18 protein-coding genes are annotated in these 21,231 nt (G+C 71.4%); 6 read left to right on the top strand and 12 right to left on the bottom strand.

Annotated features, from left to right (window positions below):
• Positions 1 to 59 precede the first annotated feature (59 nt).
• A complete protein-coding gene (locus tag AB0I49_RS07630) occupies positions 60 to 851 on the top strand; it encodes a hypothetical protein (RefSeq protein ID WP_363225897.1) in 792 nt (263 codons plus the stop codon).
• Positions 852 to 945: 94 nt separating this feature from the next.
• Here the strand turns inward: AB0I49_RS07630 and AB0I49_RS07625 are convergent, their stop codons facing one another.
• Positions 946 to 1,107, bottom strand: coding sequence for a hypothetical protein (locus AB0I49_RS07625; protein WP_363225896.1), 162 nt, complete (start codon positions 1,105 to 1,107; stop codon positions 946 to 948).
• A gap of 44 nt (positions 1,108 to 1,151) precedes the next feature.
• Here AB0I49_RS07625 and AB0I49_RS07620 point away from each other — a divergent pair, with 44 nt between their 5' ends.
• The 5 genes from AB0I49_RS07620 to AB0I49_RS07600 all read left to right on the top strand — a co-directional run bounded on the left by AB0I49_RS07620 (position 1,152) and on the right by AB0I49_RS07600 (position 4,630).
• Positions 1,152 to 1,883 (top strand): hypothetical protein, encoded by a 732-nt coding sequence (locus tag AB0I49_RS07620; protein ID WP_363225895.1) that lies wholly within the window; start codon positions 1,152 to 1,154, stop codon positions 1,881 to 1,883.
• A complete protein-coding gene (locus AB0I49_RS07615) occupies positions 1,880 to 2,188 on the top strand; it encodes a DNA-binding protein (protein WP_363225894.1) in 309 nt (102 codons plus the stop codon). The genes AB0I49_RS07620 and AB0I49_RS07615 overlap by 4 nt, the downstream gene beginning before the upstream one ends.
• A gap of 53 nt (positions 2,189 to 2,241) precedes the next feature.
• Entirely contained in the window at positions 2,242 to 3,324 is a 1,083-nt protein-coding gene (locus tag AB0I49_RS07610; protein WP_363225893.1) for a hypothetical protein, read from the top strand.
• Between the two features lie 119 nt (positions 3,325 to 3,443).
• Complete coding sequence (locus tag AB0I49_RS07605; protein ID WP_363225892.1) at positions 3,444 to 3,815, top strand: hypothetical protein; 372 nt, start codon at positions 3,444 to 3,446, stop codon at positions 3,813 to 3,815.
• A 128-nt stretch (positions 3,816 to 3,943) separates the two neighbouring features.
• A complete protein-coding gene (locus AB0I49_RS07600) occupies positions 3,944 to 4,630 on the top strand; it encodes a DUF5701 family protein (protein WP_363225891.1) in 687 nt (228 codons plus the stop codon).
• 105 nt (positions 4,631 to 4,735) lie between these two features.
• Here the strand turns inward: AB0I49_RS07600 and AB0I49_RS07595 are convergent, their stop codons facing one another.
• From AB0I49_RS07595 to vanH, 11 genes are all read right to left on the bottom strand, one after another.
• Positions 4,736 to 5,989 carry an MFS transporter gene (locus AB0I49_RS07595; RefSeq protein WP_363225890.1) on the bottom strand — a complete coding sequence of 418 codons (1,254 nt, stop codon included), beginning with the start codon at positions 5,987 to 5,989 and terminating at the stop codon, positions 4,736 to 4,738.
• A gap of 246 nt (positions 5,990 to 6,235) precedes the next feature.
• The gene (locus tag AB0I49_RS07590) at positions 6,236 to 6,997 is read right to left on the bottom strand and encodes a glucose 1-dehydrogenase (RefSeq protein WP_363225889.1); all 762 of its coding nucleotides are present in this window, start codon (positions 6,995 to 6,997) and stop codon (positions 6,236 to 6,238) included.
• A 178-nt stretch (positions 6,998 to 7,175) separates the two neighbouring features.
• Positions 7,176 to 8,441 carry an aminotransferase class I/II-fold pyridoxal phosphate-dependent enzyme gene (locus AB0I49_RS07585; RefSeq protein WP_363225888.1) on the bottom strand — a complete coding sequence of 422 codons (1,266 nt, stop codon included), beginning with the start codon at positions 8,439 to 8,441 and terminating at the stop codon, positions 7,176 to 7,178.
• A complete protein-coding gene (locus AB0I49_RS07580; protein WP_363225887.1) occupies positions 8,438 to 10,513 on the bottom strand; it encodes a condensation domain-containing protein in 2,076 nt (691 codons plus the stop codon). Before AB0I49_RS07580 ends, AB0I49_RS07585 begins: the two co-directional genes overlap by 4 nt.
• 181 nt (positions 10,514 to 10,694) lie before the next feature.
• Positions 10,695 to 11,975 (bottom strand): beta-ketoacyl-ACP synthase II, encoded by a 1,281-nt coding sequence (gene fabF, locus AB0I49_RS07575; RefSeq protein ID WP_363225886.1) that lies wholly within the window; start codon positions 11,973 to 11,975, stop codon positions 10,695 to 10,697.
• Positions 11,972 to 13,837 carry a thiamine pyrophosphate-binding protein gene (locus AB0I49_RS07570; protein ID WP_363225885.1) on the bottom strand — a complete coding sequence of 622 codons (1,866 nt, stop codon included), beginning with the start codon at positions 13,835 to 13,837 and terminating at the stop codon, positions 11,972 to 11,974. The genes fabF and AB0I49_RS07570 overlap by 4 nt, the downstream gene beginning before the upstream one ends.
• Before the next feature lie 41 nt (positions 13,838 to 13,878).
• Complete coding sequence (locus AB0I49_RS07565; RefSeq protein ID WP_363225884.1) at positions 13,879 to 16,671, bottom strand: aldehyde dehydrogenase family protein; 2,793 nt, start codon at positions 16,669 to 16,671, stop codon at positions 13,879 to 13,881.
• Between the two features lie 410 nt (positions 16,672 to 17,081).
• Positions 17,082 to 18,254 carry a cytochrome P450 gene (locus tag AB0I49_RS07560; RefSeq protein WP_363225883.1) on the bottom strand — a complete coding sequence of 391 codons (1,173 nt, stop codon included), beginning with the start codon at positions 18,252 to 18,254 and terminating at the stop codon, positions 17,082 to 17,084.
• Positions 18,255 to 18,527: 273 nt separating this feature from the next.
• Positions 18,528 to 19,136, bottom strand: coding sequence for a D-Ala-D-Ala dipeptidase VanX (vanX, locus tag AB0I49_RS07555; RefSeq protein ID WP_363225882.1), 609 nt, complete (start codon positions 19,134 to 19,136; stop codon positions 18,528 to 18,530).
• Positions 19,133 to 20,173, bottom strand: coding sequence for a D-alanine--(R)-lactate ligase VanA-Sc (vanA-Sc, locus tag AB0I49_RS07550; RefSeq protein ID WP_363225881.1), 1,041 nt, complete (start codon positions 20,171 to 20,173; stop codon positions 19,133 to 19,135). Before vanA-Sc ends, vanX begins: the two co-directional genes overlap by 4 nt.
• Positions 20,166 to 21,224, bottom strand: coding sequence for a D-lactate dehydrogenase VanH (gene vanH, locus AB0I49_RS07545; protein ID WP_363225880.1), 1,059 nt, complete (start codon positions 21,222 to 21,224; stop codon positions 20,166 to 20,168). The genes vanA-Sc and vanH overlap by 8 nt, the downstream gene beginning before the upstream one ends.
• Between the last annotated feature and the right edge of the window lie 7 nt (positions 21,225 to 21,231).

Raw genomic sequence — 21,231 nt, 5'->3', positions numbered from 1 at the left:
GCTGCCTCCACAGTTGACGTGCAACCCGCCCAACAACCCCTGGAAGGTGGCGAGTTATCGTGCACGAACCCTCCTCCCCGCGGCCGCCGGACGCCATTCCGCGCCGCCGGCTGTGCCTGGCGGCGGACATGGAGCAGTACAGCCGCCTCGACACCCGGACCCAGTCGGCCGTCCAGTCCGACCTGGCCCGGCTGCTGGATGAGGCGGCTGAGCTGTCCGGGCTGGACCGAGCGGCCTGGGCTCGCCAGCCGCAAGGCGACTTGGAGTTCGCCGTCCTCCCCGAGGCCACGCCTGAAGTCACTGTGCTGGGGCCCTTCGTGCAGCACCTGGTGGCTTGTCTCGGCGCCCTCAACGCCCGCCCGGCCGTCCCGCGCGTCAGGTTGCGGCTGGCTGTCGACGCCGGTGTCGCCGCGGGCGCCGCTCTCGGCCACGCCGGGCCCGCGCCGGTCGCCGTGGCGCGCTTCGTCAACGCGCCCCAGCTGAAGGCCGCGCTGGCCGCCCTCGCCTCGGCGGATCTCGCCGTCATCGTGTCGGACCGGCTGTACCAGGACGTCGTGCGGTTCGGGCATCCCGGCCTCGACCCGGCGCAGTACGTCCGGGCAGAGGTACGGGTGAAGGACTTCGGCGGTCACGGCTGGATCCGAGTACCGGGTCACGGGCCGGATGACGTGCGGCCGTTCGCGGAGAGCACGGGCGGCATGCTGCCGTCGCCGGGCACCCCAGCCCCCGGTCGGACGGAGCCGTCCCAGTACGTCCACCAGGGCGTCGCCGTCGGCCGGGACGCCAGTGGCGGCATCAACGTCGGCCTGCCCATGGTCCCCCCGCCGGTCGTCCCCTGGCGCACCTGGTGACGGCCCCGTATGAGGCCCCGCTCGGCCTCGAAGGGGCGGGGTGCCAATGGGCCGACTACGGGGTGAACGTCGGCCATGACGTGTTCGGCAACATTCACATCCATCCGCCCGCCCCGTCGGCCCAGCCGCTTCGGCGCTGGTCCGAGGAGACGAGCCCGATCTCGGCGACGCGCCACGCGGCTGCGCGGTCGGCGCTGACCACCCTTACATGCGCCTGCGAGCGAGCTGCTGGGGTGCTGTCGTCAGCCGGCTTCATCTGGCCGGGTTGGAGGAGCGATGATGTGGACTGACCCTCGGGGCATGTTCGCCCTGATCGACGAAGCCCTTCTCTCGGTGCCCGGAGGCGTGCGGCAATCACTCGCGGTGAGTATCGGTCGTCTGCCGGCACGCCTGTCCCCGGAGGAGTGCAGGAGCGCCCTGTACGGGCCGCGACGCGACGAGGCATTGAGGAAGGAGATCTGGCGACAGGCGGTCAGCGAGGCACAACAGGAGCCCCAGGGAGGCGACGGCGCCGGGCGGCTGTTCGTCATCTGGTTGGCCATGCCAGGCTTGTACCGGAACCTGCGCCGGATCCTGCGCCGATTTACGGTCGAGCGGACCGACCTTGAGGCGGAGGCAGTCCTCGCCGTCCTCGCCGCCCTCGACTCGGCGGATCCGGACCACCCGGACATGGGCAGCCGCATCATCAGGGACGCAGTGAACCGGATGTGGGCCTACGCGAACCGGGTCACACGGGAAGTTCCCGTCGTGGACATCGCCGCCCTCGCCGAAGCCCGCAACGCCACGGCCCCGTCGGAGGAACGGCCGCATACGACCGACGAGTGGGAGGTACACCTCACGCCGCCGCCCGGCCGTGACGGGCTGGCCGCGACGCTCCGCTTCGCCGAGTCGCGCACCCGGCGGGAAGGGGAACGGCTCGGAGCGCTCGCACACTGTGCAGGCCTGTCTGACCTGGTATTTCGGGCTCGCCGCCACGAGGAGGCCGATCTCATCGGCACTCTGGTGCTGCGCCCCGCAGGAGTACGGCGGTGAGCGCGCGGTCCGGGCCGCCCCTGAGTTTCGCGGAGGCCTTCGACCTGCCCTTGAGCGTCGATCTGCGCACGGCCGCCCGTGCCTTCGGAGTCTGCCCCGACACGGCGTACAAGCTGATTCGCCTCGGCGCTTTCCCGTGCCCCGTGCTGCGGCTCGGCTGGCGCTATCGCATTCCGACCGCGTACCTGCTGCGCTCCCTCGGAATCGAGGAGAGGCCGTTGTACGCCGTCGACTTGGAAGCCGGGGCCACACACGCCGAACGGTTCGACGACGTCCACTCTGGTGAAATGGAGGACCTCGCGTGATCGCGTCACAGTCTCTTCGGCAGGAGCCGGACCGGCCTCGTACGTGTTTCGTCGTGGGCCCCATCGGAGATTCGTACGCGGCGCACGGCAGCCCTGAGCATGAGGCGTACGAGCACCACCTCGGGGTTTTCGAGCAGGTGATCGCCCCCGCCTGCGAGAAGTACGAGATCACCGCCGTGCGCGCGGACGGCATCGCGCATGCCGGTGACATCAACGAGCAGATCTGTCGGCATGTCATCGAGTCCGACCTGGTCATCGCCGATGTCAGCGGCGGCAACCCCAACGTGATGTACGAACTGGGGCTGCGCCACGTCACGGGCAAGCCCACGATCCACATCGGGGAAGCCGGGCAATTGCCCTTCGACATCGCGTCGATCAGGATGATCAGATATCAGCGGGCGCGCAGTCTCCTGGCGGGTGCGCGCAGGGAGATCGAATGCGCCCTTGAGGCCGGGCTGCGGGACGGCTTCGAACTCCTCACCCCGGCACGGGTGCTGCGTGGGCTCCAGGCCGTCGACGGGCCGTCGTCGTCTCCCGAGGGGAGTGGCAGCGCGGTGGAGGCGGCCGACGATGATGCCCCTGGCCTGCTCGACGGTTTCGTCGTGATCGATGACGGGCTCGACGAGATGATCGCGGACACGCTGGCGATCACGAAGACCGTCGAGACGATCGGAGCGTTGAGCGATCAGAGCAACACGGAGATGCTCGATCTCAGCCAGGCGAATGCGCCTGCGAGTGCACGGCTCGCTGCTGTGAGCCGGTTCGCGGAGTCGCTCGGCGCACCGGCCAGGGAACTGAACACTGTCGCCGAGGCTTTCCAGGGGCGGATGGCGGCCCTGGACAGCGGGGTGAGGGCCGCACTGGGGCTCATCGAAATGACGCCGCCCGACGAGCGCGGCGAGGGAGTGAAGAAATTCCTGCACCAGCTCGTGACCTTGGACGATGCCGCTCAGGTCGGACTGTCACAGATCGCCTCCTTCGGTGAGTCCGCGGGTGGCATGGCCCGTTTGAGCCGTCACCTCCGCAAGCCGGTGCAGGACATCTCTGCCGCTGTGGAGCGGATGAACCATGCCATCTCACGCATGGGGGACTGGGCGGACAAGGCCCGCGTCCTGATGCGGGGCACTGCCGAGTGAGATTGCGCCGCAGGGGCCCGGGCCGCTGAGGCTCGGGTTCCCGCGCTGCCGCGGTTGTTCACGGAGCGGGATGCAGGTGGGGTCGGACGGGACCTTTGCTGACCGGGTGGCAACGGACCTTGTGTAGCACACGGTACGGGCAGGCGCACGCCTACTACTACGGCGAGCAGGGCGACGGCTCCGCCTGGCTCATCACGGAACGCGGCACCGTCCTGCGGCGCTACAGCCGCATCGGCGAGGACGATGACGAACTCTTCACCCTCGGCGAACCCCGGCCTTACGAGCGGGCCCGACGCGGGCAGTTGGGGCTGTCGCCCACCTGGGGCGCGGAAACGCGGGACCAGGATGCCGAGGGCGAAGGGGAGTGGGAGCGGGACGCAGCCGGTATGACACCGGAGCTCGCCGCCGCACTCGGGATCAGCCCGCTGGAACTCGGTGCGGAGACCCCCGTACACGGCACCGGCGTGATCGCCCGCACTCCGCGGCCGTAGTCGTAGCTGTGGCTGAGGGAAGGCCGCCTCATCCGTCGTGACATCGGTGCGCCCGTCGGGAACACTCCGGCGGGCCTTCTCGTTGGGTCTCAGGTCCGCTGCTTTGTGTCATGACCTGAGGGAGCACCTTGTCCGATACGTCGTCTGCCTCGTCCGTCTCATCCGTCTCGTCCGCCGTCGTCGTGCCCTCGCTTCCGCCGCTCGCCGCTCAGGCGGAGCGGCTGATCGAGCTCGCGGTGCATGAACTCGCGGGGATCTCCGCGGAGGAGCTGCGTGCCTTCGCCGACGCGGCCGGGCGTGAAGGCGGTGACGCTCTGCTCGTGATCCATCCCGGCCGCGTACCCGCGTCCGCGCTCGCGCCGTCGCTGAGCCGCGAGGGGAAGCCCGGCTTCGTCGTCGCCGATATGGAGGACGTCGATCAGTTCGCCCCTTGCGGCGTCGAGCTGCCCGACGAGGCGCTGTACGTCGTCTCCGGTCTCGACCGCGGCGACCGCATGGCCAATTGGAGCCCGGAGGAGGCGCTGCCCGCGCTCACGGAGGAGGGCCGTAGCCCGTTGCTGCTCACCGAAGGCGTTCACTGGGTGCTCCAGCAGCCGGCGGCTCTGGAGCGGAACCGGTGCTTCATGACCATCGGGTCCCGGCTGCGCAAGGCGAACGGCGCGCTGGACGCCCGTACCCCGGCGATCTGGATCAGCAATGGAACGGGGCGGGACGGCCGAGAGCGGCGTGACGCACCCAAGATCGGCTGGTGTTGGTGGGGGAACCGGCACACCTGGCTCGGCTTCGCTTCGGCTACGGGCCGCGGGGGCGCGTAGCGCCGGGCCGCGCGCCCGGCCGCGTTCGATGAGCCGCTCCTTTGCCGGGACCGGTGGTCTTGCCGGGACCGGTGGTCGCGCGCTGCCGCCCGCCCAGTGACACGGTCAGCGCAGGGAGCGGATCGCCGGGCTCGTGGCGACCAGGGCGGCGCACGCCAGGACGGCGCCGCCGCAGACCAGGAAGAGCGTCGTCGTGCCGTACGGGAGCAGGACGCCCGCGATCACGTAGGAGAACGGGTCGAACGCCACCGTGGCCAGCACGACGAGGCTCAGCACCCGGCCCAGCAGTCGCTCCGGCACCCGTTCCTGGAGCGTGGCCACGATGACCACGCCGAGGAACGCGGACCCGATGCCGACGAGTGAGACGATCGCCGTCGCGGCGACGACATGGGTGACGGCCGCGAGTCCGGCCACGCCCGCGCCGATCGCCGCGACCCCGCCGACCACGGTCCAGCCGCGCCGGGCGGGCGGCCGCCACCCGGCCATCAGCGAGCCGGCCAGCGAGCCGGCGCCGAAGCCGGAGAGTACGACGCCCAGGGAACCCGCGCCGCCGAGGCGTTGATCGGCCAGTACCGCGCCGCCTACGAGCACGGGGCCCACCACCGCGATGTTGATCATGGCGACGGCCGCCAGCATCCCCCGCACCAGCGGTTCACGCCAGGCGTAGCCCAAGCCCGCGCCGAGGGCGCGTGCGCTGCCGAACCGCTCACCGCCACCGTCGGCGTCCGGACCGGTTCCGGTCGCCTCGCCACGTCGTACCGCGCGGACAAGCGTGCTGAGGGCGACGGCGGCCAGCGCCGCCATCGCCGCTATCCCACCGAGCGTCGCCTCGAAGCCGACCGCGGCGATGACCCCGGCGGCCACCGCCGGACCGACCAGATCGCCCCCCGACTCCGCGCCCTGCACCAGCGCGTTGAACCGGGTGAGCTTCCCGGTCGGCACGACGGCGGGCAGCAGCGCCAGCGCCGCCGGGAAGTACGCGGCGTCGGCGACACCGAGCAGCCCGCCGAGCAGCGCGACCGCCGTCACCGACGGCGAGGCGAAGGTGACCAGGGCGCCGAGGGCGAGCAGGACGGCGACCCGGAGCCAGCAGGCCCCGGCCGCGATACGGGCGGGGCCGAGGCGGTCGACCAGCACCCCCGCGGGAAGCAGGAGCACCGCCCGCGGCAGCGCCACGGCCACGAGAACGAACCCGGTGGCGATTCCCGGTTCCGACAGTTCGAGCACGAAGAGCGTGAGCCACACCAGGAACAGCGCGTCGACCACGGCGGCCAGCCCCTGGCCCACGACCAGGCGGCGCAGGCGCGCGTCGCCGAGCGGTTCGCGCGGAACGGAACGGGCGGTCGGCTCCATCGTCATCGCCGGCCCCCAGGGACGTCGAGCGGGCCGCTCCCGTGTCCGACGCCGAGGACCTGCCACCGGCCATCGCCATCCGAGGCGTTCGGGACGTCCTCCTTCCCTGGACAGCCGCGCCCGCTCGCGCCGGGACGGACAGGAACGCATCGCTCACTGATCGACACCATGGACACATCCGCTCGCAGATTTCCGTGGAACGCGCCGCCCGGCCGCGGGAGTTCGTAGCCGAGGGCCCCACGCCGCCCGTCACTAGGCGATATGCGTGCCCCCGTCGACCGTCAAGGTGGTCCCGGTGATGTAGGACGCCGCGTCGGAGACGAGGAAGACCAGCGCCGCGGCGAGCTCCTCCGGCTGCCCGACACGGCCTGAGAGCACCCTCGGCATCATCGCGTCGAGATAGCCCTCGGCATAGCCGTCGGTCATCGCGGAGGCGAAGAAACCCGGCGCGAGGGCGTTCACGCGGATGCCCTTGGCGGGAGTCCACTGCTGGGCGAGATCGCGGGTCAGCCCGAGGAGCCCGGCCTTCGACGCCGAGTAGGCCGCCTGCGGCAGACCGCCCGTGACCAGCGCGAGAATGCTGGAGACGTTGACGATGGAACTGCCGGGCGGCATCACCGCCCCCGCGGCCTGCGCCATCCAGTAGGCGCCGCTGAGGTTGACGTCGATGACCTCGCGGAACTGCTCCGGCGTCTCCTCCGCCGCGGGCTGCTCGCTGCTGACCCCGGCGTTGTTGACCAGAATGTCCACCCGCCCGAACGCGTGCACGGCCGCGTCGATCAGCGCGCGGCAGTCCTTCGGTTCGGCGACGTCGGTACGTACGGCGACGGCCCGGCGGCCGAGCTTCTCGACAGCCGTACGCACAGCCTCCAGCCTCTCGGCGCGCCGCGCCCCGAGCACCACGTCGGCGCCGGCCTCGGCCAGCGCGGTGGCGAAGGCGACGCCCAGCCCGGAGGAGGCGCCGGTGACCACGGCGACGCGACCGTCGAGCCGGAACCGGTCGAGAACGCTCATGACCGCCGCCGGGCCATGACCCTGATCCTGGCCCTGGCCCTGGCCTTGGTCCTGGCCAAGGGGGGAACCAATCTGCGCACCACGGCACACCTCCCGAGTCCGTGAGTTCATGAATTTGTGAGTCCGTGAGTCCGTGAGTCTGTGAACCGGTGAGTCTTGTCCGGTGTGGGGCGGTGCGTCAGACCCCGAGCCGCCGCCGGTAGGCGAGAAGAGTGCGCAGGAAGCCGTCCATCTGCTCCTCGGTGTGGCCCGCGTGCGGGAACAGACGCAGCAGCGCCTGGTTACGGGCGACGGCCGGGTAGGAGAAGACGGGCACGAGGTAGCCGTCCTCGACGAACCACTCCCGCATCTGCAGCGCGGCGGCGTCGTTCCCGATCGGCACCGAGAGCATGTACGACTCGGTCGGCAGCGTCGGCGTACCGGCCTCGTGCATCTGACGGCGCAGACGGGCGGCGTGCGCCAGGTAGTCGTCGACGATCTCCGGCCTGCCGGCGAGGGCGTCGATCGTGCGCTTCGCGGTGTAGGCGGTGGGCGGCTGGATGGCGGCCGTGAACATCGAGGTGCCGGAGAGCAGTTCGAAGGCGTCGACGGCCTCCGCCGGCCCGGCGATCGCGCCGCCCTCCAGACCGACGGCTTTCGACAGCGACACCATCACGAAGTCGGCCCGCTCCCGGATCGCGGCCGCCTCGCGGGCGTACGGACGGTTCTCGGGCCCGTAGACCATGAAGCCGTTCGCATCGTCGATCATGCTGATGGCGCCGTGCCGGTCGCACTCGTCGAGAATCTCCACGATCGGCCCCATGGTGCCGTCGGCCGAATAGAGGCTCTCGGCGATCACCACGGTCTTCCGGGCCCGGGCCCGGGTCCGGGCCTGGACCCGGTCCAGGAGGCGTGCCAGGTGGGAGACGTCGTTGTGCCGGAACGCGTGGACGCCGCGCCCGTAGCCGAGCCCTTCGAGGCCCTTCCAGATACTCCAGTGCGCGTCACGGTCGACGACGAAGACGGTGTCGCGATTACGCACCTCGATCCCGGTGTCGAAGCACGCGGAACTGCTCATGGCGTGGACGAACCCGATATTGGCCAGCAGCCCCGTGGCGAAGCTGATGGCCCGCTCCTTGCCGGTGCGGCGGGCGATCGTCTCCTCCAGCACTTGGTGCGGGCGGCAGATCCCCTGGGTCATCCTGGAGCCGCTGGTGCTCAAGCCGTGGGCGAGCGCCCCCTCGGCGAAATAGCGCCGTACCGGGATGTGGCGCTCCAGTTCGAGAAAGCTGATGCTCGCGAAGTTCACCAGCTCGCGGCCGTTGCGGACGATGGTCGCTCCGACGGGGCCGTCCACCACCGGCGGACGGTACGCCGTCTCGTGCGTGTTCGCCTCGACGAAAGCGGCGAAGTCCCACGGGGCGAGGCGGTCCACGGACGGTGCGGGGGTGCGGGACGCGGTCATGGCGAGGCTTCTCCTCCATGAGGGGCGCGGGGCGGCAAGGGTTCCAGGGCGGCGGCGAGGTGGCCGAGCGAGGCCGTTCCGGCCAGTTCGTCCGACGCGATACCGGCCAAGCCGGACTGGCGGAGCAGCTCCAGCAGGCGGGGGACGGCGACGAGGGTGATTCCGTGGTCGGCGAGGCAGCGGTTCATGTCCACGGCGTCAGGCCCGTCGAGTGCATCAGGAGCGTAGAAAGCGCCGGGTCCGTCGAGTCCATCAGGTCCGTTGGAAGCGCCGGAGCCGTCGGAGGAGTCGCCCGGCGGGCTGCCCCGTCCGACAGCGGACACGGCGGCGGCCAGAGCCCGTTCGGCGCGCGTCGCGGGCGGGCGCGACGGGACTTGCGGGGGCCCCGTGCCGCCGGTGTCGGTGCGGAACCGGTCGCGCCGGCGGCCGGATCCGGGACCGGCCGTGGACAGCACGTAGCGGCCGGGCGCCACGATGCCCGGCACTTCGCCGAGGTGGTCCAGGACATGGCGGTGCAGGTCGCCGGGGGTGACATCAGGGGCGGTACGGGCGTACGCGACGAGGCACGGCGCGTCGCGGTCGCGTACGCCCGTACCGCCCCCGCCGGGCACCACCGTCACGCCGAGCACTCCGCGATGGCCGCGCACCACGTCTTCGACCTTGGCCGGGCACACCCAGCCCTGCGGGGCGCGCCACCATCCGGCGGCGGCCGGCGCGAGCGGGCGCGCCGGGACCGGGCAGTCGGCGCCGTTCGCGAGCGCCCGCAGCAGAGCGCACAGGCGGACGGGCAGCGCCACGGCCTGCCCGGCGTCGAGCAGGTGGTCCCCGACGGTGACGTCGAGGGTGACGACGCCCCCGTCCCGGCCGAGGTCGACGTAGAGCGTTTCGCAGGGCTCGTCGGGCGCGCTGCTGATCCAGGCGGCGGACCCGCCCGGCGGTGTGTTCTCCACGGGAACCAGATAGTCGCGCGGCCACGAGTAGCAGTTGTACTCGATGGCGGGGACGGTCACGACGCCGCGGCGGCGGTCCATGCGGGCCTGGGCGGCGACCAGTTCCGCGGGGCGGTACTGACCGTGCCGGTAGGCCGCGGCGGAGGCGGCGGCGACCGAGGCGGCCACCTCGCCGAACGCCGCGCCCGGACGGAGGTCGATCTGCACCGGAACCGTCAGGGCCCGGACGCCGACGCTGCCGCGCAGAGCGGCCCGCGCCCGGTTGGAGACCACCACCGAGGCGAGAAACCGGTGTTCGCCGGTGCGCGCGGCGACGTCGTGGGCCAGCGCGGCGAGCACGACGGTCTCCGGGCTGACTCCGCAGCGCCGGGCGACGCGTTCGAGGTCCTCGTACGCGCCCACCGAGCGGTGCTGGAGGCGGTGCCGTCCGTTGCCGTCCTCGGTCCCGCCGAACGGGGCCAGCACGCCGGTCGGGTTGCGCGCGAGACGCGTGAGCCACTCACGCTCCGCCGCGCGGGCGCGCTCCGCGGGCTGCGCGGCGACCGTGTCGAGCAGGTGTGTGAACCTCCCCGACTGCGCGTCGTCGCCGCGCAGGTGCGTGAACGCCCCCGCCGACGCGTCGTCGCCGCGCAGCCGACCGTGCAGCTGGCTGAGCAGCGCCGCCAGCCCCCATCCGTCGATCACCACGTGGTGGGCGGCCATCAGGACCGCACGCGGCTTGCCCGCCTCCAGCACCACCCGGGCGCGCCAGGGCGGCTCCCGCTCGGGATCGATCGGGCGGGCGGCCAGCGCCGCCGTGGCCGCCTCCAGAGTGCCGGCGTCGGCGGCGGGGACCTCGACGCAGTCGACCGGCAGCGGGGCCCAGTCCGCGCGGTGGACCCGCTGTACCGGGCGGAGCGGGTCGACGGTGGTGCGCAGCGCCTCATGGCGGGCGGTGAGGGACGCGAGCGCCGCGCGGACGTCCGCGACGGTCGCCGGGGGCGGTACGCGGCAGTGGTCGGCGAGCGGCGTCGGGTTCACCCGGCGGGGCGCGGGAATGGTGCGCTCGAACCAGTGCCACTGCTGCACCCAGGTCAGCGGGCCGCTGCGGGTGACGGCTGCGGGGCTCGGCGCACGGCTCACGGCCGGACTCCCGCCCGTACCCGTACCCATGCCGGTGCCTGTGCCTGTGTCCGTACCCGAGCCCGTGTCCGAGCACGAGCCCACCCCCACCCCCGCACTCGTACCCGCGCTCGCATCCGCATCCGCATCCGCATCCGCACCCGTGCCCGCTTCCGGAAGACGACTGTTCACAGCCGGGACCTCACACCGCTCGGATCACGAGAGCGGCATTGTGGCCGCCGAAGCCGAACGAATTGCTGAGAGCGATCCGCAGCCGCCCGTGGTGCTGCGCCCGGTGCGGCACGAAGTTGATGTCCGGGTCGATCGGCTCGTCGCAGTTGACCGTCGGCGGGACATCGCCCGTGCGGAGGGCCTGGATCGACGCCACGAGCTCGACCGCCCCGGCGGCGCCGATCATGTGCCCGGTCATCGACTTGGTGGAGCTGACGGGGATTCGGGTGACGCGGTCGCCCAGCACCTTGTGCAGGACGGCTGTCTCGGTGGCGTCGTTCAGCAGCGTTCCGGTGCCGTGGGCGTTGACGTAGTCCACGTCCGAACCCGCTATGCCCGCGTCGCGCAGCGCCGCCTCGACGGCGAGGCAAGCGCCCCGGCCCTCCGGATGCGGGGCGGTCCAGTGATGGGCGTCGGACGTCGCCCCGTACCCCGCGAGTTCGGCCAACGCCGCAGCCCCTCGCCCGGCGGCCGCCTCGGCGGCCTCCAGCACCACCACGGCGGCCCCCTCGCTCATCACGAACCCGTCGCGGTGCGCGTCGAACGGCCGGCACGCCGCGGCCGGTTCGTCGTTGCGTTTGGACAGCGCGCGGGCGTTGCCGCTGCCCGCGAGATCCACGGCCGTGACGCAGGCGTCGGCGCCGCCGGCCAGGACGACATCGGCCTCCCCATTGCTGATCATGCGCATCCCCGCGCCCACCGCATCCGCGCCGCTGGCGCACGCCGTGCTCTGCGCACGGCTGGGCCCCTGGGTGCCCAGACGCATGCTGATCTCGCCGACAGCGCTGTCCATGGCCGTCGTGACCTGGGTGAACGGGCCGATGGCCCGAGGCCCCTTGTCGCGCAGCGTGTTCGCGGCGCGGTAGATCGACCCCACCGGGCCGTAGCCGCTGCCGATGATCACGGCGACGCGCGGCGCCAGGCGCTCGTCGACGACGAGCCCCGCGTGCTCGCACGCCTCCAGGGCCGCGGCGAGGGCGTACTGCGCGTACGGGTCGGCGCGCCGGCTGACCCTCGGGGGCATGTAGCGGCCGGGCGTGAACCCGCGGACCTGGCCGCCGATGCGGACCCCGAGACCGGTCACGTCGATCGCGTCGTCCACCGTGTCGATGCCACTGCGCCCGGCCAGCATCGCCGCCCACGTCTCGGGGACGCTGTGGCCCAGCGGCGTGACCGCCCCGTACCCGGTGACCACCACCCGGCGCCGGGCCCGGCCGCGCCCGCCGCCGCCCCGCTCTCCCGCGTACGTCACTGGGGGACCGCCCCGGCGTCGCGGAGGGCCGGGAGGACGTCGCCGGGGGCGACCGGCACCATGAGCACGGCCGTGCCTCCCTGCGCGCAGAACCGCCGCGCGGCGCGGAACTCCTCGGTCAGCGCGGCCTTGTCGCGCAGCACTCGGCAGTGGACGCCGGGCCCGTCCACCACGGGCGGCGGCGCGTCCGGGCGGGCGAAGGGGAAGCGGTCGGCGTCGAGGCCGAGGCGGGCGCGCTGGGCGTCCAGCCAGCCGTAACCGCCGTTGCACAGCACCACGTACAGCACGCCGCCGTGGGCCGCGGCGGTGACGGCGATGTCCGCGCGGGCCGCGAGGAACGCTCCGTCCCCGACGAACGCGGTGACCTCGTGGTCCGGGGCGGCCCGCTTGACCCCGATGGCCGCGGCCGCTCCGAAGCCCAAGGGGGTCTGCTCCGACGGCACGATGGCCCCTCCGCCGACCCGGAACGGGAAGCCGTAGGACCACATGTCCTGCAACCCGTTCTCCTGGACCAGCACGCGGGGCCCGCCGGCGGTGGCGTCGAGCGCGGCGAGCAGTTCGGCGATGCGGATCTCCGGCAGCGCCGCCGCGCGGGCCAACTCCGCTTCCGCCTCAAGCGTCATGGCGTGGCGGGCGGCGGCGATATCGTTCGCCCACACCTCAGCCGCGCCCGCCTCGCCTGCCGTGTCCGTCGCGTCCGTTGCGTCCGTCGCGCCCTCAATATCCGTCACACCCGTCACGTCCGCTGCTTCCGCTGCTTCCGCTGCTTCCGCCGTGTCCGCGTGTTCGGCCTTACGGTCCTCGTCCAGCGCCCACGACCAGCCGAGCACGGCGTGCCGGGCGTCTCCGAGCACGCGCGGGCCCCGGAACTCGGCCGACAGGCCGCCCGGATCGATGTTGACCTGCACCACCGCGACCGGGGGCCACGGCGTTCCGCCTTCGACGACCGTCTCCTCCAGCCGCCCGGCGAGCGACACCACCAAGTCGCAGGAGGACCACAGTTCACGGGCGGGGGCCGCGGCGTAGAGGCCCGCCACGCCGCAGAACAGCGGGTGGCGCTCGTCGACGGCGCCGCGGCCGGACGCGGTGGTGAAGAGCGCCGCGCCGAGGCGTTCGGCGAAGCCCTCGACCACAGCGTCGCCGTTGCGGTGCCGCATTCCGCCGCCCACCAGCACCACCGGACGCCGGCTCGCGAGGATCGCCGCCAGCGCCGGCCCGCGCGCCACGGAAACGGGACCAGGAACAGGAACAGGGACGGGTTCGAGGATCAGAGGTTCGGGCAGCGTCGGCAGCGGTCCGGTGACGACGATCTCCGCCGTGCGGACGTCGTCGGGCACCTCCAGGTACACGGGGCCGGGCGGCGGTCCCACGGCTCGGGTCAGCGCCGTCACCGCCGCGGGGACGACCCGGTCGGGATGGCCCACCCGGTGCGCCCACCGTACGAGGGGAGCCGCCACGGCGACCTGGTCGAGTTCCTGGAATCCGCCGCTGCCCCGGCGCCGTTCGGGCGCACCCGCGGCGATGACGAGGACCGGCGCACCGGACTCCCGCGCCTCCAGCAGCCCCGTGGCCGCGTGCGTGACGGCCGGTCCCTTGCCCAGCGCGCATACGGCGAGCCGGCCCGACTGCAACGCGTAGCCGATCGCCATGTACATCGCGTTGCGCTGGTCACGGCACGGTACGAGGTCCAGACCGGCCGCGTCGAGGGCGCGCGGCAACTCCAGGTCGTCGCCGGGCAGTCCGAAGCAGGTGTCCACCCCGTTCGCCACCAGCACGCCGACGATCGCGGACCACGCGTCGGCGTACCGTACGCTCGCCCGGCCCTCGCCCGCCGGGGCCCTGCCCGCCCGGCCCCCGCTCACCTGGCCGTCAGCCTCCTGGGTCCCGTCCGCCCGAGCCCCGCTCACCCGGGCCACGTCCCGCGCACCGCGACGGGGGCGGCGGACGCCGGGAGGTTCTCCGCCACGGCCTGCGACATGAGCAGTGGTGCGGCGTGCCGCTCGCCGCCGTACGCGATGTAGTTCGCCATCATCCCGAATCCGCCGAACGGGCGGTTGCCGTCCTCGGCGTCGAGCAGCGTGTGGCCGACGCAGGTCCGGTGCCGTTTGGACAGGACTTCCACCGTCTCCGGGTCGTTTCCGTAGACCATCGCTCCCAGCGCGCGTTCGCCGAAGTACGGGTTCGCCAGCCGCTCCCGCAGCCGTCTCGCACTGGGGTAGGACACGACGTTGAACACCGGGGCGAACATCTCGTCAAGAGGGATCTTGTCGTCGAAGGCCCATGACAGCACGGTCGGCTCGACCTTGCGGGACGGCAGATCGATGCGCCCGCCGTGTCGTATGCGGCTCACATGACGCACCAGGTAGTCCGAGCAGTTGACCAGCGCCGAGTCGTAGCAGAGAGGGCCGTAGTCGGCGGCAGGGTCGGTGTTCTGTCCGAATCGCAGCGACGTCAGATGGGCGGACAGCAGGTCGACGAATTCCTCGGTGCGGCCCTGCGGCGCGAACACGACGTCGGGGCCGAAGCAGTCCTGGCCCGAATTGTGGAGACGTATTTCCGTGACGTCTCGTACGGCGTGCTTGAGGTCGGCATCGGGCGCGATCACGAAGGGGTTGATGCCGCGACCGAAGAAGAGGAAGAGCTGATCCTCCGCCAGTCCTTCACGCACGGTCTCGGCGTTGGAGTAATTTCCGGTGAAAACGATGACGTCCGCCTCGCGCGCCGGGCCCGTGACGAACTTGCGCCGGCTGAGTTCGCATAACTCGACGGGTAAACCGTGGACGGGCGCCAGGAGAGCGTGCAGGCGCCGCATTTGGCTTTCGATCCCGGAGGACGGCCGAAAGGCGATTCTTTCGGTGTAGAGGGACGCCACGAGCATGTACAGCGCGTACGAATAGAGCGGGATGTTGGAGGGCGTGAACACCGCGGCCCGTGGCACGCGGCCGGGCCGGACCCGGCGGATCTCTTCCTCCGCTCCGTCGAGCGTGGCGAGGAACGAACGGATCTCCGCCTCGGCGGTGCGGTGGGGCGACATCTCGGTGAGGATTCCCCTCACCGCGTCTTCGTTGTCGGCCACGTACCGGCGCACCGCGCGCAGCGCGTCGAGGCGGTCGGCGAAGGGGACGCGGTAGCCGGTCGCGTCGGCGTCGGGATCGGACGTGGAGGCGTCGGCGGCAGAACCGGATGCGGCCGCGCCGACGGCGGAACCGGACGTGGTCGCGTCGGCGTCGGAATCGGACGTGGTCGCGCCGACGGTGGAACCCGACGTGGCGTCGGCGTCGGCGTCGGCGGCAGCCGTGTGGTGCGCCGTGGGCAGCGAGGTCATGGCGATCTTCTCCAGTACGGCAAGGTCGGGCTTGCCCGTACTCGTGAGGGGCAGCGACGGAAGCACGACGATGTGGTCGGGCTGCTCGTAGCGGGCGAGCACGGGGCGCAGCATCCGTTTCCAGTGCGCGGGGGCGTGGCCGTCCGGGTCCGCGATCACGAACACCAGATGACAGCCCCGGCGCTCGTCGGGGACGGCGACGACCTCCGTCCGCGCGCCGGCCGACTCGCCGGCCCGCTCGGCGAGGTGGTCGGGGTAGAGCGTGTGGCCGTCACGGTGCACGGCGTGCTTGCGTCCGACGGGGAAGACGCGCCCGGCAGCATCGAGCAGCCCGATGTCCCCGGTGCGGTGAACGGGACCGGGAACCGGAACGATCTCACCGTCATCGCCCAGGTGGCCGGTCATCAGGCCGTCGCTGCGCACGACGAGTCGGCCGAGCCGGCCGCGGGGAAGCGGCCGGCCATCGTCGTCGTGGACTTCGACGACCACGCCGGGCAGCGGGGTGCCGCACCCGACCGGGTCGTCAGGGGGCGCCAGCGCGATGTTCCCCACCTCGGTCGCTCCGTAGCCGTCGAGCAGGCGTCGGCCCGTACGGGCGTGGAACCGCGCCGGCAGGTCGCGCCCCAGCGGCGCGCCGCCGACGCACCAGGCCCGTACCGTCTCCAGCGCGTTCGCGAGAGCGGGGCGGCGGTCGAGCAGGTTGACCAGGCTGTAGTAGGTCGACGGGGCGCCGTCCACGATGGAGAGACCGTGGTCCGCGCCGAGCGCGAGCACCCGGTCCAGGCGGGTGGCCGGTCCGTAGACCACCAGCGTGCCGCCGCCCAGCCACCAGGACAGGACCAGCGACAGACCGTACTGGTGGGAGTACGGCAGGACGGGCAGGAAGACGTCATCGGGCCGGTACCCCATGCGCTCCGCGCTGAGCGCGAGGTTGTCCAGGATCGAACGACCGGAGCGGACGACGCCCTTGGGGGTGCCTGTCGTACCCGAGGACCACGAGATCGCGGCGTCCCGGCGTCGCGCCCACGCCGCGGTATCGGGCACGGCCGCCGTACTCGATACGGGCCGTGGGGCCGCCGCATCGCCCGTACCGTCGCCGATTTCGAGCACCACGCGGGCTTGTGCGCGGATCTGCGATCGCCGTGCCGGGGCGGCTCGGTGATCGGCGAAGACCACCGAGGCGTCGAGATGGATGAGCGCGATCAAATGCACGACCCATTCCGGGGAATTGGGCCCGCTCAGCATCACCCGCGAGCCGGGCCCGATGCCGCGGTGCGCAAGGAATTCGCTGGCGCCGAATACACGGGCCACGATGTCGCCCGTCTCCCAGATGCGCCCTTCGGGCGAGATCAAGCGCCTGAAAATGGGCAACTCGTGCTCCTCAACGCCAGGTGGTGCGCGCGACTTCCTGGACGTACACGTTTGTCAACCCACTGACCCGCGATAATGTCTGTGTCTGTTCAACAAGATACAACCGAAGGTGACTATCCCATACCTGTAGACCGGTGTCGAGTACTGCAATGAGGCCCAAGGCGCGCGTGGGCCTATTGGGTGTGCAGTAACGGAATAGGTATAGGGCGAGTAATCAGACGCCGGGGAATACAGGGGCTGTTGAGCGGATGCGTGCGGCCGGAGGCGGGAATGGCGAGGTGGTTCGTACGCCGTCGGCTACGGCGTACGAACCACCGGGGCGGGCCGGGGCTCCTAGAGCCAGACGTTCGGCTCCCAGTAACCGGCGGGCTTGTTCCGGATGATGCGTCGGATAGCGGCGATCACGTTGTTCACCTCCCTTCGTCTCCCTGCGTCGGCGCGGGCCTGACGGGGGTCTTGAGGGTGCGGTGCACCGTGAAGGGGCGGGGGAGGACGGAGCCGGAGATCAGGGGGCGGGTGTCGCCGCCGCTGATGGTCAGGCGGGCGTCCTGGGCCAGGGCGGCGACCGCGTCGGTGATGAAGGTGTGCGCGACGGCCGCGCCGGCGCAGGTGAACGGGCCTGCGCTGAAGGGGAGATAAGGTCCTTGGCCGCCCGGTTCGCTCCAGCGGTCGGGCCGGAACAGCTCGGGACGGTCCCAGCGGTGCGGGTCGTGGTGCAGCAGGTAGGGGCTGACCGAGAGGATCGTGCCCGCCGCGAACGGCAGGCCGCCGAATTCGAGAGCGTGGGGCACGGGGCGGCCCACCATCCAGACGAACGGGCGGCAGCGGCCCGCCTCGCGCACCAGCCCATCGGCGGGCCACGGCCATGGCGGGCCGGACGGATGGTGGACGCCGGCCAGTAGGAGCGCCCACGCCACCGCGTAGCCGATGTTGCCCACGATCGACTGGAACAGCAGCACGTACAGATTGGCCACGGTCCCGTCGGGGAGCTCCGCCGGGCAGGCGCCGATCACGGCGTCCAGCACATCCCGCGGCTCGCTCGCCCCGGGCCCCTCCGCCCGGCGGTCGCGGACGTGTTCGGTGATCGCGGCCAGCAGCCTGGGGCGCAGCACTTCCGCCCGCGCCCGCTCCCGCATCCCCGGCTGACGGGCAGTCAGGCCGGCCGTCACCGCCTGCGCCAGCCGCCGCCGCAGCTCCGGCGGGGCGTCGGGGTGCAGCAGTACGTCCGCCGTGCACCGGTACACCAGCGTCGGCCCCGCTTGGGGCCACCGGCTGACCGGGCCCAGCCCGGCCGCCGCCTCGGCCAGGCGCTGGCGGTAGGCCGGCGAGTGCGTCCGTACGAGGTTGCGGACGGCGCGGCCGAGGGTGAGCTGCGCGGCCCGCGACGGCAGCATGTCTCCGAAGAAGGTGGACATGCCGCCGTGGAAAACCGGGTCGTGCAGCACCGTGAGCGCCGGTTCGGTGTCACGTACGCACCAGGCGCCCCACGGAAGCCGGAACACCTCTGCCGGACTCCGGCGTGCGCGGTCCTCGATGTACCCCAGCGGATCGCGCCGGAACCGGCGCATTTCCCTCACGCTCACCGCACGCCCTTCCAAGGGGTCGTGGCCCAAGTCGGCTGTTTTCGCCACTTATGCTGAACGTGTACCCATCGACAACGCCGCTCAACGCCGTACCGCCCATCAATGTGAACTCACCGGCCCTTCGGTCCCCTTCGCCACCCGCAGGGCTCCCGGGGCCCCGGGACCGCGGACCGTACGTGCCGGGGCCTCGCAGCGCATGACCTCGGGGCCGCCGCGCTACTGGCGCCTCGGGTCGGCTCGCCCTCCGCTAGGCGATGGGGAGCTCGCCCTCCGTTACGCGATGGGGAAGTCGAAATAGGTGTCGGGGTGCGGTTCCGCTGTCAGCGTGTAATGCCACCACTCGCAGTCGTACGAGCTGAAACCGGCTTCCTCCATGACGGACCGCAGGCATCGACGGTTCGCCGCTTCGGCCCGCGTGATCCCTGCCGCCCCGTGGTGCGAGACGGAATCCATCAGGTCGTGGCCGCCGCCCATGGCAGCGAGTTCACCGGTATCCAGGTGATACAGCGTCAAGTCGACGGTGCTGCCGCGGCTGTGGCCCGACTTGGCGGCCACGTACCCCATGTCGAACATCTCGGCCCGGTCGATATTCGGGTAGTGCCGTGGCTTCGTCCGCCCGTCCTCCGGCTGCCGCGACCAGTGCACAAAGCAGTCCACGGCGCGTTGCGGGCGGTAGCCGTCCCAGAGGAGCAGACCGAATCCGAGGTTCCCGGCCTTTTCCCGCGCCGTCTCCAGGGCCGCGCACAGGGCCCGCGTGCCGACTATCCGGTTCGCCTGGTATCCGTCCACCGGTTTGCCAGTGAAGTTGTCCCAGGTGGCGTACTTGGCGTCCCAGCGTATTCCGGGCATGAGCTCGTCCACGAAGACGAAGTCCTCTGTCATCGGCTCTTCCCCGTCAGCGCCAGCGACACCAGCCGGTCGATCACTTCCGAGAGCGGTGTCTTCGCCGCCGCCATCATCCTCGGGTAACGGCTGTACGAGGTCATGCCGGGCAGCGTGTTGACCTCGTTGAGGACCACTCCGCCGTCCTCCGTGAGGAACATGTCCACCCGCGCGAGCCCCCTGCACCCGAAGGCGCGGTATATGGCCTTCGCCGTCTCCTGGACGAGTGAGCGCGACGCCTCCGGGATGTCGGCGGGCACGATCGGCGTGGAGTTCTCGGAGCCGCTTTCCGGGTCGGACTCCTGGTGGATTTTGAAGAAGCCGTGGGAGAGGGCGATCCGGTCCACCTCGCCCGCGAACACCTCCGGGTCGTCTCCCAGGATGGCGCATCCGATCTCGCTGCCGACGACGGCCTCCTCGATCAGCACCTTCGAGTCGTACGTCCTCGCGGTTGCCACCGCGCCCGGCAGTTCCTCTTTCCGGGACACCTTGCTGACGCCGAAGGACGATCCGGAACGGGCCGGCTTCACGAAGACGGGATAGTCGAGCCGGTCGGGGTCGATGGTCTCGTCCGCCGCGACGGTCCGGAATTCCGGCGTGGCGATGCCCGCGCCTCGGGCGACGGCGTAAGCCAGGGATTTGTCCATGCACACGGCGGAGCTTTGGATGTCGCACCCCGCGTAGGGGATTCCGGAGAGTTCCAGCAGCCCCTGTATCGCACCGTCCTCGCCGAGCCTGCCGTGCAGAACGGGCAGCACGACGTCCAGCGGGATCGTCGCGTACCGCCCCTGCTCCAGAACGAGCAATCCGGGCGCGCCCCTGTCCGGCGACAGCACGACCGGGCGGCAGTCTCCGTTCTCCCAGTCCGCGTCGGGTCCGTCACATAGCCTCCAGGCGCCGCTGCGGGTGATCCCGATATAGAGCGGTTCATACTTCTCGGTATCGATGTTCCGCGCGACCTCCCGCGCGGACTTGACGGAGACGGAGTGCTCTTCGGAACAGCCTCCGAAGATGATGCCGACCTTCGGCCTAGCCATGCTGATTCCTGCTTTCGAACGCGAGGCAGTTGATGATGGAGTTTTCGACGGTGTCGCTCAAGGCGTGGTCCGTGAAATAGGCGGTGTGCGGGCTGATGAACACATTCGGCAGCTTCTGCAGCCGCGACAGCGATGTGCTTCCGATGGGCCGGTCCCGGCAGTCGGCGTAGAAGATTCCTTCCTCGCCTTCGAGGACATCCAGCGCCGCCCCGCCCAATCTGCCGCTTTCCAGCGCCGGAACGAGGGCCTCGGTGTCCAGCAGCGGGCCGCGCCCGGTATTGATGACGAACGCGCCGCGCTTCATCCGCTCGATGCGCCGGCGGTCGAGGAGATGGTGCGTATCGGCGTTGAGCGGCGCATGGAGCGTCACGATGTCGCTCAGCCGCAGCAGTTCATCGAGGGGAACGTAATCGACGGCCGTCTTGGGACGGCTGTCGTGGGCCAGTATCCGGCAGCCGAAACCCCGGAGCCTGTCCACGACGGCCGTGCCGATGCGGCCCGTTCCGATCACCCCGACGGTCAGGTCGCGCAGTTCCTTCCCGCGCACGTCGTGCAGCCGGTAATCGTGCATGTCCGCGCGGCGCAGAGTGGATTTCGCGTTCCGGATCGCCATCAGCATCAACATCAGCGTGTAGTCGGCCACGCTGTCGGGAGAGTAGGCGACATTCCCGATGGAAATGCCGATGCTCGCCGCGTATTCCACGTCGATGTGGTTGAGGCCGATGCTCCTGGTGGAGATGTACGCCGTGCCGGCTCGACGGAGCGCGAGAAGAGCGGGGTTGGTGATCCGGGTCTTGTGACCCACGCTGACGCACCGGTTTCCGGCGGCCAGCTCGGCGTTGGCTTCGGTCACCGGGGCCTCCGTGACGGTCGGCACCATCCCGAAGCGGGGCGCCATATCCCGGAATAGCGCGGCCTCGTCCCGACCGCATCCATAAACCGTGATCCCCGTCGCGGGGACGGTCGGGGAGGATGAGGATGATGAGGAAGAACCCGCCGGCGACTGGAAGCGGCGGAGGTCTGCTGTTCGGGCTGGTTCGCTGTGGGGCATGGAACCA

This window comes from Streptomyces sp. NPDC050617 (assembly GCF_040654795.1).
Classification (GTDB): Bacteria; Actinomycetota; Actinomycetes; order Streptomycetales; family Streptomycetaceae; genus Streptomyces.
This window is presented reverse-complemented; position numbering and strand designations above follow the sequence as displayed.

Bases quoted from the DNA above. Each gene is read 5' to 3' on its own strand.
- vanX (WP_363225882.1), bottom strand. From the start codon at position 19,136: ATGACAGAGGACTTCGTCTTCGTGGACGAGCTCATGCCCGGAATACGC.
- AB0I49_RS07590 (WP_363225889.1), bottom strand. From the start codon at position 6,997: ATGAGCGTTCTCGACCGGTTCCGGCTCGACGGTCGCGTCGCCGTGGTC.
- AB0I49_RS07620 (WP_363225895.1), top strand. From the start codon at position 1,152: ATGTTCGCCCTGATCGACGAAGCCCTTCTCTCGGTGCCCGGAGGCGTG.
- vanA-Sc (WP_363225881.1), bottom strand. From the start codon at position 20,173: ATGGCTAGGCCGAAGGTCGGCATCATCTTCGGAGGCTGTTCCGAAGAG.
- AB0I49_RS07585 (WP_363225888.1), bottom strand. From the start codon at position 8,441: ATGACCGCGTCCCGCACCCCCGCACCGTCCGTGGACCGCCTCGCCCCG.
- AB0I49_RS07625 (WP_363225896.1), bottom strand. From the start codon at position 1,107: ATGAAGCCGGCTGACGACAGCACCCCAGCAGCTCGCTCGCAGGCGCAT.
- AB0I49_RS07595 (WP_363225890.1), bottom strand. From the start codon at position 5,989: ATGACGATGGAGCCGACCGCCCGTTCCGTTCCGCGCGAACCGCTCGGC.
- vanH (WP_363225880.1), bottom strand. From the start codon at position 21,224: ATGCCCCACAGCGAACCAGCCCGAACAGCAGACCTCCGCCGCTTCCAG.